General features: G+C 64.4%; 15 protein-coding genes. 5 read left to right on the top strand and 10 right to left on the bottom strand.

What is annotated here, in order from left to right:
* Positions 1–47 precede the first annotated feature (47 nt).
* From ACYVRU_RS06740 to ACYVRU_RS06725, 4 genes are read left to right on the top strand one after another with little or no spacing between them, the layout of a single operon-like run.
* A complete protein-coding gene (locus ACYVRU_RS06740) occupies positions 48–758 on the top strand; it encodes a hypothetical protein (protein WP_114548787.1) in 711 nt (236 codons plus the stop codon).
* A 5-nt stretch (positions 759–763) separates the two neighbouring features.
* Positions 764–895, top strand: a complete 132-nt coding sequence (locus ACYVRU_RS06735; protein WP_206604142.1) for a CD1871A family CXXC motif-containing protein — start codon at positions 764–766, stop codon at positions 893–895.
* Complete coding sequence (locus ACYVRU_RS06730) at positions 882–1,838, top strand: 4Fe-4S binding protein (protein WP_206604143.1); 957 nt, start codon at positions 882–884, stop codon at positions 1,836–1,838. Before ACYVRU_RS06735 ends, ACYVRU_RS06730 begins: the two co-directional genes overlap by 14 nt.
* Positions 1,762–2,301: a TlpA family protein disulfide reductase gene (locus ACYVRU_RS06725; protein ID WP_286142351.1), complete on the top strand. Its 540-nt coding sequence runs from the start codon at positions 1,762–1,764 to the stop codon at positions 2,299–2,301. Before ACYVRU_RS06730 ends, ACYVRU_RS06725 begins: the two co-directional genes overlap by 77 nt.
* A gap of 165 nt (positions 2,302–2,466) precedes the next feature.
* On the opposite strand, the gene ACYVRU_RS06720 is transcribed toward ACYVRU_RS06725, so the two are convergent.
* The 9 genes from ACYVRU_RS06720 to nrfD (ACYVRU_RS06680) all read right to left on the bottom strand — a co-directional run bounded on the left by ACYVRU_RS06720 (position 2,467) and on the right by nrfD (ACYVRU_RS06680) (position 12,477).
* Positions 2,467–3,222 (bottom strand): TorD/DmsD family molecular chaperone, encoded by a 756-nt coding sequence (locus tag ACYVRU_RS06720; protein ID WP_304853788.1) that lies wholly within the window; start codon positions 3,220–3,222, stop codon positions 2,467–2,469.
* A gap of 96 nt (positions 3,223–3,318) precedes the next feature.
* Complete coding sequence (locus tag ACYVRU_RS06715) at positions 3,319–3,759, bottom strand: DUF4405 domain-containing protein (RefSeq protein WP_461185896.1); 441 nt, start codon at positions 3,757–3,759, stop codon at positions 3,319–3,321.
* A gap of 1 nt (position 3,760) precedes the next feature.
* The gene (locus tag ACYVRU_RS06710; protein WP_461185895.1) at positions 3,761–4,279 is read right to left on the bottom strand and encodes a hypothetical protein; all 519 of its coding nucleotides are present in this window, start codon (positions 4,277–4,279) and stop codon (positions 3,761–3,763) included.
* A gap of 287 nt (positions 4,280–4,566) precedes the next feature.
* On the bottom strand, positions 4,567–5,856 hold the full coding sequence (gene nrfD, locus ACYVRU_RS06705; protein WP_461185894.1) for an NrfD/PsrC family molybdoenzyme membrane anchor subunit: 1,290 nt from the start codon (positions 5,854–5,856) through the stop codon (positions 4,567–4,569).
* 109 nt (positions 5,857–5,965) lie between these two features.
* Positions 5,966–6,586 (bottom strand): 4Fe-4S dicluster domain-containing protein, encoded by a 621-nt coding sequence (locus tag ACYVRU_RS06700; RefSeq protein ID WP_461185893.1) that lies wholly within the window; start codon positions 6,584–6,586, stop codon positions 5,966–5,968.
* Positions 6,587–6,588: 2 nt separating this feature from the next.
* The gene (locus ACYVRU_RS06695) at positions 6,589–9,114 is read right to left on the bottom strand and encodes a molybdopterin-containing oxidoreductase family protein (protein WP_461185892.1); all 2,526 of its coding nucleotides are present in this window, start codon (positions 9,112–9,114) and stop codon (positions 6,589–6,591) included.
* A gap of 873 nt (positions 9,115–9,987) precedes the next feature.
* Positions 9,988–10,959, bottom strand: a complete 972-nt coding sequence (locus tag ACYVRU_RS06690) for a slipin family protein (RefSeq protein ID WP_461185891.1) — start codon at positions 10,957–10,959, stop codon at positions 9,988–9,990.
* Entirely contained in the window at positions 10,862–11,404 is a 543-nt protein-coding gene (locus ACYVRU_RS06685; RefSeq protein ID WP_241521349.1) for a GntR family transcriptional regulator, read from the bottom strand. Before ACYVRU_RS06685 ends, ACYVRU_RS06690 begins: the two co-directional genes overlap by 98 nt.
* Positions 11,392–12,477 carry an NrfD/PsrC family molybdoenzyme membrane anchor subunit gene (gene nrfD, locus ACYVRU_RS06680; RefSeq protein WP_461185890.1) on the bottom strand — a complete coding sequence of 362 codons (1,086 nt, stop codon included), beginning with the start codon at positions 12,475–12,477 and terminating at the stop codon, positions 11,392–11,394. Before nrfD (ACYVRU_RS06680) ends, ACYVRU_RS06685 begins: the two co-directional genes overlap by 13 nt.
* A 190-nt stretch (positions 12,478–12,667) precedes the next feature.
* Between nrfD (ACYVRU_RS06680) and ACYVRU_RS06675 the strand changes: the two genes are divergently transcribed.
* Complete coding sequence (locus ACYVRU_RS06675; protein ID WP_022740458.1) at positions 12,668–13,033, top strand: NifB/NifX family molybdenum-iron cluster-binding protein; 366 nt, start codon at positions 12,668–12,670, stop codon at positions 13,031–13,033.
* A gap of 151 nt (positions 13,034–13,184) precedes the next feature.
* Here ACYVRU_RS06675 and tsaD read toward each other — a convergent pair whose 3' ends face one another.
* The gene (gene tsaD / locus ACYVRU_RS06670; RefSeq protein ID WP_461185889.1) at positions 13,185–15,647 is read right to left on the bottom strand and encodes a tRNA (adenosine(37)-N6)-threonylcarbamoyltransferase complex transferase subunit TsaD; all 2,463 of its coding nucleotides are present in this window, start codon (positions 15,645–15,647) and stop codon (positions 13,185–13,187) included.
* Positions 15,648–15,660: the final 13 nt, after the last annotated feature.

Raw genomic sequence — 15,660 nt, 5'->3', positions numbered from 1 at the left:
CGGTATGCTCCCGAGCGCACGTTCGAGAAGCAAAGGAGTACTTACCCGTGAAACGATTCGCCATTATTATCGCGGCCGCGGCATGCGCCCTCGTCCTTGCCGCCTGCGCGCCGCAGACGCCGACCCTCGACGAGGTGGAGAAAGCCGTCGCCGAGGGCAACGTGACCCTCGAGGACGCGCTCGACAAGGGCTGGGTGACCCAGGAATGGGCGGATGCCTATCTGGAGGAGCACAGCGTGGCCGCCGACGACAAGGTGACCGACGATGCCCTGGCCGACTTCAGCACGGAAACCGTCGAGGGAGGCGCCTTCGCGAAGGGCGACATCCAGGGCGTGACCTTCCTCACCTTTATCGATCCCGAGGCCGAAGAGGGACGCGCGTTCTTCCGCGAGCTGGCAGCTGCCAGCGACGCGGTGCGGCAAAACGGCGCCAGCATCGTGGTGTGCGCGCGGGGCGACCAGGGAAGCGAGCTGTTCGACGGCGCGCCCTTCCCCGTCATCGTCTACAACGACGAGCTGCGCGCGGCCCTCGGAGAGAGCGCCGAAATGGCCGAGGCCGGCCCGGCTACCGGCGTGTGGTACGTTGACGGAGCGGTGATCTCCGCATGGTGCACGGGCCTTCCAGCATCCGACATCGAGGAGTCGGCGGCCTCGTTCGCGGAAATCTCCCGCGACCTCCAAGGCGCGGGCGAGGGCGCGGCAGCCGACGAAGCAGATGCCCAAAACGGCGAGGCGGCCGTCGTCACCCTGGGGGCCTGATTGCCATGAGGAAAGCGACGGTCTGCCTTTTGGCGCTCGCCCTGGTCATGGTGGCCGCAGGAGCCGCGCGCGGCGAGGTTGCCACTGTGCTCTCCAAGGGAACCAACCTGTGCTTGGAGTGCGTTGGCATTGGGTAGCACGAGCAGGGGACGCATCAGCCGGTGGAAGATCCAACTGCTCGCGGCGCTGGCTGCCAACCCCTTCATCGCGAACTTCTTCGCGGGCACCATATACAAAGGCGAACTGAAGGCACTGTGCGTGCCGGGGCTGAACTGCTACTCGTGCCCCGCTGCGGCCGGTTCGTGCCCCATCGGTGCGCTGCAGGCTACCCTGGGATCGCCGAAGTTCCATGTCGCGTACTACGTGCTGGGCGTCATGATATTCATCGGTGCGCTGCTGGGACGGGTGGTGTGCGGGTTTCTCTGCCCCTTCGGCTGGTTCCAGGAGCTGCTGCACAAGGTGCCGTCGCGAAAGTTCAGCACCCGGCGCCTTCGCGTTCTGACCTACCTCAAGTACGTCATCCTCGCGGCGTTCGTCATCGTGGCCCCCTTGACCATCGTCAACGAGGTCGGCCTGGGCGATCCCTTCTTCTGCAAGTACCTCTGCCCGGCCGGCATTCTGGAAGGCGGTATCCCCCTCGCCATCGCCGACGAGGGTATCCGCGCCAGCCTGGGACCCCTTTTCACGGGGAAGACCTGCCTGCTTCTGGGCATTGTGACGCTGGCAGTGTTCTTCTACCGGCCGTTCTGCAAATGGCTGTGCCCCCTGGGGGCGTTCTACGCTCCCTTCAACAAGGTATCGGCCTGCCGGCTCCACGTAGACGCCCGCGCGTGCACCTCCTGCGGCACCTGCAGCCGCACCTGCAAGATGGACGTCGAAGCGTTTCGCACACCGAATCACACCGAGTGCATCCGGTGCGGCGATTGCGTGCGCACCTGCCCCACCCGGGCAATTTCCCTCTCATTTCCCCTGATGAACCGAACCGAGACAAAGGAGAACGATCATGTTGAGAAGAATAGCGACCCTCGCAGCGGCGGCCCTGCTGGGAGCGGCTCTGCTAGCCGGGTGCAGCTCCCCTGACGGCGAGCTCGTGTCGAAGACCCCTTTCCCGGAGTTTTCCGCCGTGGACACCGACGGCGAGAGCATCGGCAGCGACGTGTTCGGCGACTGGGACGCGACCATCGTCAACTTCTGGAACAACGGCTGCGGCACCTGCATCGCCGAAATGCCCGAGCTCGAGGAGATGTACCAGCAGTTCAAGACGGAGAACGTGAACCTCATCGGCGTGGCGGCCGACTCGGGCGAAAGCGACGAGCAGCTTGCCTGCGCCCGCGACATCCTCCACGAGAAGGGCGTGACCTACGCCAATATCTCGCCGAGCCCCGAGAGCAGCTTTTACCAGGACTTCGTCAAAGGGCTCACGGGATACCCCACCACCTACATCGTCGATCGCGAGGGCAACATCATCGGCGCGCCCATCATCGGCAACGTGAAGGCGCAGGAGCAGACCGTGAGAGAGCGCATCGAGCGAGCCCGCTCCTAGAATGCGCGCCCACAGCCGGGGACGGCGTACGCGTCCGCAGCCCGCGGAGGGCAGCATGCGTGCACGGGTGCGCAGCCCCGGCCCCGCCGAAGAGGCGGCGAGGCGCAGAAGGGCCCGCGTCTTGGAAGACGCGGGCCCTTGGCATGATCAGGTTTTCGCGCGTTTCTACCCGATGAACGCCGCGAGCAGGCTGGCAGCCGTGGCGTAGAAGGGAACGCGCGACTCCTCCTGCACGGCCGCGGCAAACTGGGGCATCCACTGACGGGCGTGCTCGGCCACAAACTCGTCCCAAGCCGCCTCGGGGCTGCCTCCGGGCAGGTCGGTCGAGGCCACCACGTCGCCGGGCTCGCCGGGATCCTCGAACTCCTCCAGCGTGTCCTCGTCCTCCACCACGTCCTCGACGGCCGCGGCGTCGCCCGCGATGCCCTCGGCCTCGGCAGCGTCGGCCGCCGCGCGCAGGGCCAGATACTCCAAAAGCTCCAGCTCGGTCCACACCGCGTCAAGCGGCTCGTTGGTGCCCTCGGGGCGGCCCAGTCCACAGGCCTTGCAGAAGCGCTCCACAGCCATGGAGTGCGGGTTCACGAACAGCAGCGGCTGCACGCCCTCGGCCTTCGCACGCCACACGCCCTCGTACGGGCTGCACGCCGCCTCGGGAGCGCCCACGAACAGGCGCGTAGCCTCGGGGCGCAGCTCCTTCTGGATGTCGTCCGGGTCGGGCAGCGCAGCGGCCTCAGCGGCACCGGGGGCCGCAGCGGCCGTCCAGTCGATCCCGAGCGCGCCGGCGATCTCATCGGCGGCCTCGCCCCACTCCCCCGAGGCGATGGCCTCGGCGAGCACCTTATCCTCCGGGTAGCGGAACGACAGCGCCAACAATTCGCACATCGCCGCGCGAGCCTGCCACAGGTCAGCAGATACGGTCATGAACGGTTCCTCCTTTGCGGATGTCCTTTTGCTTGAAAGGCAGTATAGCGCGAAACCCGGGCATTCCCGCGCAAGCACCTGCAAATGCCGTATTTATCAAAATTCGAGAGCGTCCAACGTCTCGGAACTGGTCACATTCTTTTTGCGCCGCAGCACCGCCAGGGCGGCGGGGGCGCGCACGACCACGTGCACGATGAGGGCCGCGAGCAGCACCTTGGCCGCCACGGCGTGCAGCGGATCCCAGAAGGAGTATCCCGAGGCGTACAGGCCGAGCGAGGGAAGCGCCGCCCCGGACACCATGACGCCCGACACCACACAGACGGCGAGCGCCACGAGCAGCACGATGTTCAGAGCGAGCCGCCCCGCGCGGCCACGGCCGGCAAGTCCGTCGCCGCTGGCAACAATGTGGGCGCCCATGACGACGAAGGCCCCCAGCCCGATGAACTCGTGCACCGGAACACCCGTGAGAGCCGGATTGGCCGCCACCAGGTACACCACCAGCACGACCGCGTCGAAAAGCGCGCGATTGCGTTTCATGTCAGGCACCTTCCCTTTCGAAATCGAAATCGGCGTCGGCCAGATCGGCAGAGCGGGCGATCGACACCTCCGCCGTCGAATGGGCGGCCGGCACCTTCGCCGCCGGCGCGGCTTCCGCAGAGCTGCTGGTTAGCACGTCGCCGCGTCCCTCGCGCCCGCGCGCGCCGCGGCCCGACCGGCGCACGAGCAGCCACAGAGCCAGCACCAGCACCGTGGGCATGATGATCCACATGTTCAGGCTGGCGTCCGACGCCTGGTGGTAGCGCCCGATGAGGGAGTCCCACCCGTGACACTCCGCCGACGTGCAGCCGGCTTCGGGGCACGTCATCTCGTGAACCCCGTCGGGCTCGGGCACCGCCTCGAACCCGTGGCACGCGCCCGAGGCGCACCCCGCGGCCGGGCAGGGGGAATCCGCGGCAATGGGACGGATGGCAGAGCCGGGAGCCAATGCAGAGCCGACCGCTATCGTCACGGCTAGAGCCGCCAGCAATGCGAGGGCGGCGAGAAGTTTCTTCGGCATTGCGAACCTTTCCTTTCGGAAGCGCCTAAGCAAGTGCGAGAGCCTCCCAGGGCGAGAATCTCGAGTTGTTAGACATTCAACGGGGCGCATCGAGCGCGTTCGAGAGCCGCAAGGGGCAAAATCCCAGTTCGCAGAGATCGCTAAGCGGATGCAGTCCAGAGTTCTTCCCTGCCGACGTCTAACAACTCGAAATTCTTGCCCAAATTCAGCTGCGAAATCGTCTCGCATGCTGACGAAAAGGCCCGCGCCTGGAAGGGGCGGCGCGGGCCTGCACGTAAGGAAGGCGACTACTTGGAGGGCGCCTCCTCGCCCACCGGGCGCAGGGGCAGGAACTTGATGCCCAAAAGGAACACCAGCGCGCCCAGGGCCACGACGCCCAGGGTGACGCCCGCCTCCAGCGGCGTGGGCCAGTAGACCATCGAGCCGTAGATGCCGGAGAGGCCGGAGTCCCAGGCGGTATGCTGCATCGAGGTCAGGGGGCCGGCGTAGTCCAGGTTGGCGATCTGGAAGCCGCCCACGAGCAGTTGCACGCGCTTGCAGAAGATGCCCGCGATCGCGAGCAGCGAGCCGATCACCAGCAAGGTGTTGGTGCGCAGCGCCGGCACGAAGCAGATGACGGCGCAGGCGGCGCAGCCGGCGATCTCCGTCCAGAAGTACGGGGCGAGCGGGCCGGTCGCCAGCATGGCGACCACCTCGGCCCCCGAGCCGCCGGGGAACGCCTCGGTGAGCAGGTCGCAGCCGAAGAAGTACAGGTCCACCATCACGAAGGCGCCCAGCAGCTTCGCGAGCTTCACGAGATAAGACTGGTCGAGCTCCAGGTAGCCGACCTTGCGCAGCCCGATGGCCACAACCATCACGAGCGCCGTGCCGCACACCAGCGCCGAGGATACGAACCAGGGGGCGAGAAGCGCGGTATGCCACATCTCGCGACCCTGCTGTAGACCGAAGATCCAGGCGGTCACCGAGTGCACGAGCACCGCGCACACCAAGGCCACCACCGAGATGACGCGCAGGGCCGTATGGCTCATCTTGCCCGCCTCGGCGCGCACCTGCGCCCACAGGTACACGCAGGACAAGATGAGATAGGTGCCCAGCACCAGGATGTCCCACATGAGCGGGCTGCCCAGGTTGGAGTACGCGAACAGCTCCCACAGACGGGCCGGCTGGCCGAGGTCGACCACCACCATGCCGATGGCGGCAACCGTGCAGGCGATGGAACTCATCACCGCCACCTTGGAGATGCCGCCGAACCCGGCGATGCCGAAGGCCTTGGGCACCGACGAGATGATGAGGCCGCCGGCAGACAGACCCACGAAGAACATAAAGGACGTGATATAGAGGCCCCACGAGTTCAGGTTGCGCATACCGGTCTGAACCATGCCGCCGGAAAGCTGCATCGCCCAGAGCACGAGGCCGGCCACCACCACGACGGCCGACACGCCGATGGCAATGTTCAGCCCGCGGCCGCCCCACCCGGCGGTCTTGGCGCCGGCCGCCTCGCGGGTTTTCGAGCGGCCCTGGGCCGCACTGAAGTCGAGGTCGTCATCTACGACGGCCCCAGAAGAGAAATCAGCCATGAGAATCTCCTAGAGGTAAGCGGGCGAGGCAGCGAGCCCCGCCCGCGAAAGTTTGCGATTCGCGCCGCGTCATGCGGCGAGCAGAAGAAGCGCCGAGGGCCGGCGGCCACTACACCAAGTAGTACACCGAGGGCTTCGTCCCCTCCTCGGGCAGCAGCTGTTTGTACTCGCGCGAGGCGATCTTCTTCGACACCTCGGACTCGGGATCATCCAAGTCACCCCAGAGGCGAGCGCGCTCGGGACAAACGTCGATGCAGGCGGGTTGCTCGCCCTTCGCTTGACGGTGCCAGCACATCGTGCATTTTTCCACCACGTGCTTCTCATGGACGGGAATATCCGCAGCCCCAAACGCTACACCTGTGTAATAGGCCGGCTCCTCCCAGTTGAAAGATCGCACTCCCGTATAGGGACAAGCCGCCATGCACATGCGGCATCCGATACATTTCTCGTAGTCCTGACGCACGATGCCCGTCTCCGGATCCTTGTAGGTAGCACCCACCGGACACACCTTCACGCAAGCTGGATTTTCGCAATGCTGGCAGGCGACGGGCAAATAGGAAAGGCGCGTATTTGGAAACTCACCAACGGGTACATCCATATATTCGCCGTCCTCGGTTATTATCCTGTTCCACCAGACTTCTTTGGGAAGGTTGTTCTCATACCGGCAGGCGACGGCGCAGGTATGGCAGCCGATGCAACGCTTTGTGTCGATTGCAAATCCGTACCGCATGGCTACTCCTCCACTTTCTTGACTTCTACCGCCGTATCGTAATAGACATAGCTGCCAGCGCAGGCGTCCGCACGATTGGCCGTAAGCTCCTGATAACCGCCTTCAATGAACTGACTGCGCTGCCAGCCCTTCGGGATGTAGCACAATGCCTCCGGGAGCGCGTCGTCTACCACCGTCTTTACTACGCAGCGGCCTCGATCATTAAACACTTCCACCACATCGCCGCTGGCAATGCCGCGTTTATCCGCATCGGGGCGGGAGATATGGAGGAGGGGCTCCTTGTCGATCTCCCGCAACGTCTCACTCGCAAACCATTGAGAATGAGTACGCCAGCGCTGATGAAGCTGCAAAAATCCCAGCGGATATTTCGATCGAATCTCGGCACCAGGCCAGTTCTCGAACGGAGGCAGCCAGATAGGGAACTGCTGCTCTTTGGCTTCGCTTTGCCAATCTTGACCGTATTCGTAGCAGGCCGTAGGTATCTCACAGTAAATCTCAGCTCGCCCCGACGGCGTCGGGAACTCATTGTCATATTCAAACCCACCGACCATCCACGGCTCCTCCTCGGTGCCGAGCTGACGGATTGCCTTCTTTTCCTTCAAAGTTGCATGGTCGATCCCTCGCGCTCTATTCCCGTCGGAATCAAGCCCGATATCGATCCACTCCTCGTCCGTGAAGTAGGGGTAGTGTTCCTCGTAGCCCAAGCCATGAGCGATCAGCGTAGTGATCTCGCTGTCATTTTTGCACTCCCACAAAGGCTCGATCGCCTTGCCCCCGTACACAAGATAAGGGTTGGAGAAGTTCCCGCGTAAGTCAGGGTACTCGAGCCAGAACGAGGCGGGAAGCACATAATCGGAGTAGCGCGCCGTGTCGGTCATTTCGATGTCGGTGGTAACGATGAGATCAAGATTACCTACCACATCCTCCAGCCACGATCTCTGCTGAGGATAATTGCTTGCAGGATTGCCCGTCTGACCCACAAAAGCTTTGATAGGATAATCTTCCCCGCAGTATTTGCCCGTTCTCACCGCCTCGAGCCAAGCAGCAGAGCAAAGGCGCGGATCCATATTTGCAATATCAACCGGTGAAACGCCCATAGAGACCGCAGGGTTCACATAGAGGGGCGATAACGCTCCCTTGGGACAGCCCGGACCGCCAAGGCCAGACCCATGGCGAGAAAGATTGTTCGTCAGCGCCGCGATAATCGCAAGTGTCTGACCCCACAGGTGGCTCCCGCGATAATGGTCGATACCGAACTGGGTATAGGCCATCACCGGCTCACCCGAAGTGTAAATATCCACAAGCTCGCGAATGGTTTCCACCGGTACGCCTGAAAGCTCGGAGGCGTCCTCGACGGTATAAGCCGCCATATGCTCTTTGAGGGCCGAATAGGCGGTTTTCACCTTGATGCCCTGAACTTCGAACTCGCCTTCAAGGACAGGAGTGTCGCATTCAGTATAGAAAGCGATATCGCCCGTGGCCTCATCTATCACGTAGGCGGGATCGGCCTTCGTGCTCCCCGCCGTATTCAGGGTCACAGCATCACGCACATCGGCCAGTTCACCGCCCTCGATATCGGATCGACGCAGAAACAGCCCGGTGTCTTGGCGAATGAGGAAAGGCGCCGTGGTGGCACGCTTGACATACTCTACATCAATACGATCTTCTCTCACGATCTCATTCAGTATAGCCAAGGCCAAGTAGAGGTCGGTGCCTTGTTTGATCTGAATCCACTCGTCGCAATAGTGAGACGTTGCGGAGCGCATGGGATCGATGCACAGCAGCTTGGCGCCATTGTCCTTTGCCTGCAAAATGATGCGCCATGTCTGCGGAGTAGTTAGAACGGGGTTGGTGCCCCACACGATAATGTACTTGGAGTTGACCATGTCCTTTGGTTCGTTGCTGTAACCAAACGTACCGCCGCCGATCACGCGGTTGGTGCCCCAACCGATCGCGTAGTCGTACATCAATTGGAGAAAGCATCCGCCGACCGTGAAAGCAAGACGAATGGTCGCCGCCTCTTGACCTCGGTAGTTACCCGACGAGAAACTCCAAGTAACGGCACGCGGGCCATACTCCTCTCGTATCTCCTTTAGCTTGGTCGTAATTTCATCAATGGCCTGATCCCAAGAGATGCGTTCCCACTCACCTGCCCCGCGATCGGTTCCCTCGACACGCTTGAGCGGGTATTTCAGGCGATTATCGCTATAAGTGCGCTCGGGTATGCTCAGGCCACGCAGGCAACAACCCGAATAGATTTCCTCGGGATAATCTCCTCGCGACATTTTGACGACTTTTCCATCGCGCACGTGAGCATTGAGCATACACGCCTGAAAGCAGTTGGCGCTGCAAATGGTCGACACAATCTCTTCGCCATCACGATCGGCCTCTTCTTGGGCATTGGCGAAAAGAGCATGGCCGCCAAAGCCAAGAGACCCTGCTCCCGCAACACCTAATGAAGCGACGCCCGTTGCCTTCAGGAATCCTCGGCGGGTGAGGCCGGAGCGCTTGGTTTCGCTTCCTGACATCTCTCCTCCTCTTTCATGGCAGAGGGGCAAGCCGGGCGCAGACAGCTTCTCTGCGCAACGGGCTTGCGCGCCCTCCCTTCCCATCCCCCATGGGCGAATCCGGTTGCATGCTCGCGGCACGAATGATGGGATTCCAACATAGTCTCTAAGAATCGGCCGGATTCTGTTGCTGCCAGTTTGTCATACTTTGTCATAGGTTGTCAAGAGAAAATGTAGGACAATCTATGGCAAAATTTCGCCACACTCAAAAATGCCTGATCATAAGCTATTTGGAATAACTAACTGTATAGCAGAAAATTGCACTATTTTGCAAAGTCAAGATTTGAAAAGAGAGTATTTGTTTGTATTCTTGTAGATAAGCGGGGAGCAGGACTCTCTGCATACACCTTCCCTATCACCAATTCTAGATGCGGGAGGGAGGTGATGCAGATGAGCGTTTTCCTGGCCCTGGTTCAAACTTTTGTTGGAGCTGCCACTCTGGGGGTTGCACTTTTGGCCCTAACAAGAGAGAACCCGCCGCAAGACGGCGGGAACTCCAACAGTAGCGAGGACTAGGCATCCTCGCCAACCGGGACGTCCATGCGGCGTCCCGGCCCTTCGGGGCTAAACCCAGTTCTCTAGGCGAAGCCCATTGTAGCACGAAACCGGTCAGCTGGCGCGCAGATTGCGACGCCCATACGCACCAGCAAGAGGAAGCGAAGAAAGAGGATGCTACTGCTTATCTCATTTCCTTGATCGTATAAACAACAGAGACCCAAAGGAGCCGTTATTTATACTTTTTCCCGAATCGTATAAATAAGAGGGGGTGGGAGGGCTGCTTGTTTATCTTCTCGGAAGGAAAGGATAAACAAGCCATCCTATGGCATGACGGCATCAGCCCTGCTTCGCGGCCTTCGCCAAGGCTTCGGCGGTATCGGGGTCGGTGAAGCCCTCGCTGAAGGCACTGGGGATGACGAGCGTGCCGCCGGACTGCTTCACGGACTCGTAGGCCAGATGCATGGTGCGCAACCTCATAGCCTCGGGGTCTCCGGCATAGCTGGCGCTCGCGTCCTTCAGCATGTCGGAGATATCCGCCTCCGCCTCGGCCAGGGTCATGCGGGCGTCGCGCTCGCGGGCCGCGATGGCACCGGCGGCCATCGCCGGCTGCAGCTCGCGGGGCACCACGATGTCGCGCACCTCCACGTCGATGACGTCGATCCCCCAGCCGTCCAGCTTCGCCTCCAGCACCTCTTTCAGCTCGGCATCCAGCTGATCGCGCCGACAGGCCACCTCGGCCAGGCTCGCACGGCCGATGGCCGCCCGCAGCGTGGCCTGGGCCATCCACGCCACGGCGCTCGCGTAGTCCTCCACCTCGCAGGCCGCCTTCTTCGGGGAAAACACCATCCAGAACACCACGGCATCCACGTTCACGGGCACCAAATCGGACGTGAGCGTCTCCTCGGCGCCGAAGTAGGTGGCCGCCACGCGCTGGTCGATGCGCACCGTGTAGAACTCGATAACGGGCCAAGTGAACACAATGCCCGGCCCCGCTACGCGATTGAAGCGGCCGAAGCGCATGACCACGGCGCGCTCCCATTCCATGACGATGTGCACCGACGAGGCGGCCAGGGCGCCAACTACCGCGGCGATCACGAGGGCCGCAAGGCCAATACTGCCCGCGAGGGCCTGGGCGCAGGCGAGCACCAGCGCGCAAACGGCGGCGAACACGATGATGGTGAACGCCACGGCGCCGTTGCGAGAGGTGCGGTTACGCCCCGTTTCCAGCCGCGCGCCCGTCTGCGGCGCCCTCTCCTGCGGGCTCGGGGAACTTGACGAGGCGTCCGCGCCGTGCTTCTTGCGGGTCATGGGCTGCTCCTTCGCTTGTGCCGTCCTTTTCGCGCTTGGCCTTGGCGGCCACGAGCGCCGCCGTGAACTGCGCGTCAATATCCTCCAGCGACATGCCGAGCTCCTGGCAGCGCTGCAAATACTCGGCCGTGACGATCTCCGCCGTCACCTCGGCCGAGACGCCGGGCTTGTCGGACACATCGGCCACGAACGCCCCGAGCCGCCGTTTCGACACGATGTAGCCGTCCTCCTCCAGACTCTGGTACACCTTGCTCACGGTGTTGTAGTTCACCTCCACCTCGGCGGCCAGGCCCCGCACCGTGGGCAGCTGGTCGCCCGGCAGGTAGAACCCCGAGGTGATGAGGTAGATGAAGCGGTTCTTCAACTGGAGCCAGACGGGGATGGAGCTGGCATCGTCCAGCTGGAACAGGTCCCCGGCCGGTATCGTCTTGCCTAGTTTGACCACAGGGTCACGTCCTCTCTTTCCGTTGCGGAGCCTTCTCCCCCGCTTTTCTCTGCGGAAGGCGCGGAACGCAAGCCCGCCGCCTCCTCGTTTTCGGAAGGTACGGAAGCGGGGGCTTCCGCTTCCTGCAGCTCCAAGGGACGCTGGGCACCGGCCTCCACCACCGCGGCTCGCAGGCCCAGAGCACCCACGAGCACGAGGGCAGCCGCAAGAGCCAGGGCCGCAGTGGGATACGCCTTCGCGACCGCCTTCGCAGCCGAGCGCGAGCGCCCGTGCCCGCGAACAAGGCAGCCGACTTCCACGGCGAGCGCCGCCGCAAGACCGCAGGCCACGAAAGCCGCCCACCAGGGCAGCGCCGCCGGGCCGTGCATGAGGCTCGTCGCCGAGGCTCGCACACCCGCGTGATCGCTTCCCAGCGCGAAGGCGAGAAGCCCCGCGGCCGCCACCGCCTCCGCCACGATGACGACCACATCGACGCGGGCGGCACTGCGCACCGCCTTCCGAACGCTCCCGTCGCCTTCCACGAAAAGCGCCCCGGCCATGAGCAGGGCGCAGCCGCAGGAGGCGGCCGACAGTGCGAAGAGCGCCGGTACCCAGGGCGACGACCACAGCCGCACCCCGGAAAGCGTCTGCAGCAGCAGCCCGGCGTAAACCGCCACGACCACGGCCAGCCCGCAGGCGACGATCTCCGCGACCACCATCGCGCACCGACGCAACCAGGGCACGTACAGAAACCGCGCCAGGGCGAGCGCCGCCGCCAGCGCCGTCAGCAGCGCCACGGCCCAGGCGCCCAGGTTCATGAGCGTCACAGGCGGTGCCGTAAACAGCGACAGCACGCGGTCGATACGCCCGAGGTCGGCGGCGAGGCAGCCGGCACCGAGGGCCAGCGCCCCGCAGGAGAGGGCCAGCACACCGGCAACCAGGCGCTCAGCCGGGCGCTTCTCAGCGAAGTCAGGCACCACATCCGCGCCGAAGGGCTCGCGCACGAAGAGCAGGTCGGCCACAGACGCCGCGGCCACGCCGCCCGCGCCGACCCCGGCCAAGAACAGATAGGCTGTCACCAGCTCCCCGAACAACGCGCCCCCTTCGATTCCGTTTCCCGAAGTATGACACAAACGCTCGCCAATGTATATGACAACATGGGGCAGAATGCCCCATCGCCGATTCTCAGCGCATACCATGCGCAGCTCAGCTATAATTCGCTCTGAAAGACACGTATGGCTTGTCCGGGTAAACGGCAAGCCGCAACAGCAAAGGAGCATTCGCATGAAGATCGCCATCCCCAGCGAAACCGACGCCGGCCTCGAGAGCATCCGCAGCGGGCACTTCGGCCACGCCGCGTACATGACCGTCGTCGAGTTCGATGACGACATGAACATCGTGGGCGTCGAGTCGGTGAAGAACGCCGATCACGATGCCGTGGGTTGCGGCGGCGTGATCGACTTCGTCTCCGGCATCGGCGTCGACGGCATTCTCACCGTGGGCATGGGCATGCCGCCGTTCACTCGCTTCACCAACGCCGGCATCAAGGTTTACTCCGACACCACCGAGCCCAACGTCGGTAACGTGGCCCGCCTGTTCGCGGAGGGCAAGGTCGCGCTCATGGATCCCGCCAACGCCTGCCGCCACTAGAAAAGGCCTCGGCCCGCAAAGGCCACGGGGCACCTGCCCCATCGCTCGCCCAGCCCGAAGAGTCGCCGACTCTTCGGGCTTTTGTTTTGGGCTCAACGCTCCGGGCCGCTAAGGGCAATCGGAAACGCCCGAACCCTGACGCCCGGAGCCGCTAGTACGGCACCTCCAAGTCGCCATGGGCCAAAGCGTCGGTGCTAAGCGGCGAGAACGCCCCGGCCCGATAGCGGTCGAGCGCCACTTCGGCGATCATGCCGGCGTTGTCGCCGCAGGAGGCGAGCGGCGGCATCACGAGGCGCACGCCCTCCTCGGCGCACATCTGCTCGTAGGCGGCGCGCAAGGTCGGATTGGCCGCCACGCCGCCGCCGAGGCAGAAGGTGGGCGCCCCCGTCTCGCGCAGGGCCGCACGGGCCTTCGCCACCTGCACGTCCACGACGGCCGCCGTGAAGCTCGCGCAGATATCGGGCACGCTGAGCTCGCGGCCGGCAGCGCGCTCGTTGTTGATGTAGGTGACCACCGCGGTCTTCAAGCCGGAAAGCGAGAAGCGCAAGTCACCCGAATGCAGCATGGCCCGCGGGAACGGGATGGCCGCGGGGTCGCCCTCGGCGGCGAACTTCGAGACGACCGGGCCGCCGGGGTAGCCCAGGCCCAGCGCCTTGGCCACCTTGTCGAAGGCCTCGCCCACCGCGTCGTCGATGGTGGTGCCGAGCACGCGGTAGTCGCCCCAATCGGCCATGTACACGAGCATGGTATTGCCGCCCGAAACGAGCGACACCACGGCCGGCGGCGCGAAATCGGGCCGGCCGATCTTGTTGGCGTACAGGTGTCCCTCCAGATGGTTCACGACGATGAAGGGGATGTCGGCGCCCCAGGCCGCGCCCTTGGCGAAGGCCACGCCCACTACGAGCGCGCCCACGAGTCCCGGTGCATAGGTGACGGCCACCGCGTCCAGATCGCGCCAACGGAGATGAGAGAGCCCAAGGCTCGCCGCGGCAACGTCCAGCGCCTCGTCGCAGACGCCGCAGATGGCCTCGATGTGCTTGCGGCTGGCAATTTCGGGGACGACGCCGCCGAAGCGGGCGTGGAAATCCACCTGGGTCGCCACCACGTCCGAGCGCAAAACTCCCCCGCCGTCGATGACGGCGGCGGCCGTCTCGTCGCAGGAAGACTCGATGGCCAGAATGAGAGGATGATTTGTCGCGATCACGTCGCTCTCCCCGTAGGGGGCGACCTCGGTCGCCCCTGGGCCCGAAACATAGCCAGACCGCGCGTCAGCCACCGCACCGTTCGGAACCGCTGCCAGGGTGATGGTGGGCAGAGGGCCCTGCATGATGAGGGCGTCCTCGCCGTCGGAGTAGTAGCGCGGGCGGCGGCCCAGCACCTCGTAGCCGAGGGCCGCATACAGCGCCTGGGCCCCCGCGTTTGCGGCGCGCACCTCCAGCGAGCTCGTGCGCGCCCCCAGGTTGCGGGCGTCGTCGGCCACGCGGGCGAGCAGCACCCGAGCGATGCCGTGACGGCGCCACGCGGGATCCACCCCCACCTTCAGAATCTGCAGATCGCCATCGACCACCCAGCCGCCGGCATAGCCCACCAGCGGCGCCTCGGCGGAAAGCGGCATCTTGGGATCAGCGGCATAGGCGGCCCACCATACCCGGTCGGCGCGGCCCAGCTCGTCGGCCACGAGCGTCTCGTTCCACGCATCGGTTCCCATCACGGCCGCCTCCAGGGCCGCCACATCGGCCACATGACACGCATCGAGCGGCTTGTAGGCGATGCCCTCGCCGTTGGCCCGGGCGTTGGCGATGGCCGTGTCGTTCATGGTCACGTGCTTCGAGCCCCGCTTGCCCGCCAGGGCGCCGTCGGCCCGGGCCAGGCGCTGCCGCTCGTTCTCCTCGGCGTCCGACAGGCGCGTGTACACGGGCAGGGCGAAGGCCGGATCGTGGCGCTCGGCGTCGAGGGGATCGCACTCCCCCGCGCGCCATGAGGCCCGAAGCGCCATCAAGAGGCCCGCGCCCGTCGGCGTCCACAACGCCTCGGGCAGAAGCGCGCCCGCGCCTTCGAAGAGATCCGCGTACTTGCGCAGGGCATCGCCCGCGATCAGGCGATCGGAGCCGCCCGACGCATCGAGCTCTTCGGCGAAGGCCTCGGCCTTGATGACGCGGTCGGCGGTCACGCGCTCCACCCCCGCGTCGCTCAGGCGGTATTCCACGGGATACACCTCGCGGCGCATGGCGTCGGCCACGACGAGCAATAACCCGCGCTCGCTCGCCTTCCACGCGCCCCAGGCCACCGCGTCCAGCGACGAGACGCCCACAAGGCCCACCTCTAACGCAGACGCGATGCCCTTGGCACAGGCCAGGGCGATGCGCACCCCGGTGAACGATCCCGGTCCGCGCCCCACGGCCACGCAGGCGATCTCGCCGCGGCCCACGCCGGCCTGGGCGCACAGCTCATCGATGCGCGGCAGTAGCTGGGTGTTCGACGCCCGCCGCGCCTCCACTTCCACGCTCGCCACGCACTCGATCGACTGCGTGGCGGCATCAAGCTTTCCCAGCCCAATGGCAATGACCTCGTTGGCCGTGTCGAAGGCAAGTACGAAAGAACGCTGTGTATTCAAAGGGAGAACCTTC

It is taken from the genome of Adlercreutzia sp. CNCM I-6216 (genome assembly GCF_977113345.1).
Note: the sequence above shows the minus strand (reverse complement) of the source record. Positions and strands in the feature narration are given on the sequence as shown.

Coding starts and splice junctions, on each gene's coding strand:
- ACYVRU_RS06710 (WP_461185895.1), bottom strand. CDS start 4,279: ATGCCGAAGAAACTTCTCGCCGCCCTCGCATTGCTGGCGGCTCTAGCC.
- ACYVRU_RS06725 (WP_286142351.1), top strand. CDS start 1,762: ATGTTGAGAAGAATAGCGACCCTCGCAGCGGCGGCCCTGCTGGGAGCG.
- ACYVRU_RS06695 (WP_461185892.1), bottom strand. CDS start 9,114: ATGTCAGGAAGCGAAACCAAGCGCTCCGGCCTCACCCGCCGAGGATTC.
- nrfD (WP_461185894.1), bottom strand. CDS start 5,856: ATGGCTGATTTCTCTTCTGGGGCCGTCGTAGATGACGACCTCGACTTC.
- ACYVRU_RS06735 (WP_206604142.1), top strand. CDS start 764: ATGAGGAAAGCGACGGTCTGCCTTTTGGCGCTCGCCCTGGTCATGGTG.
- ACYVRU_RS06675 (WP_022740458.1), top strand. CDS start 12,668: ATGAAGATCGCCATCCCCAGCGAAACCGACGCCGGCCTCGAGAGCATC.
- ACYVRU_RS06690 (WP_461185891.1), bottom strand. CDS start 10,959: ATGACCCGCAAGAAGCACGGCGCGGACGCCTCGTCAAGTTCCCCGAGC.
- ACYVRU_RS06720 (WP_304853788.1), bottom strand. CDS start 3,222: ATGACCGTATCTGCTGACCTGTGGCAGGCTCGCGCGGCGATGTGCGAA.
- ACYVRU_RS06715 (WP_461185896.1), bottom strand. CDS start 3,759: ATGAAACGCAATCGCGCGCTTTTCGACGCGGTCGTGCTGGTGGTGTAC.
- ACYVRU_RS06700 (WP_461185893.1), bottom strand. CDS start 6,586: ATGCGGTACGGATTTGCAATCGACACAAAGCGTTGCATCGGCTGCCAT.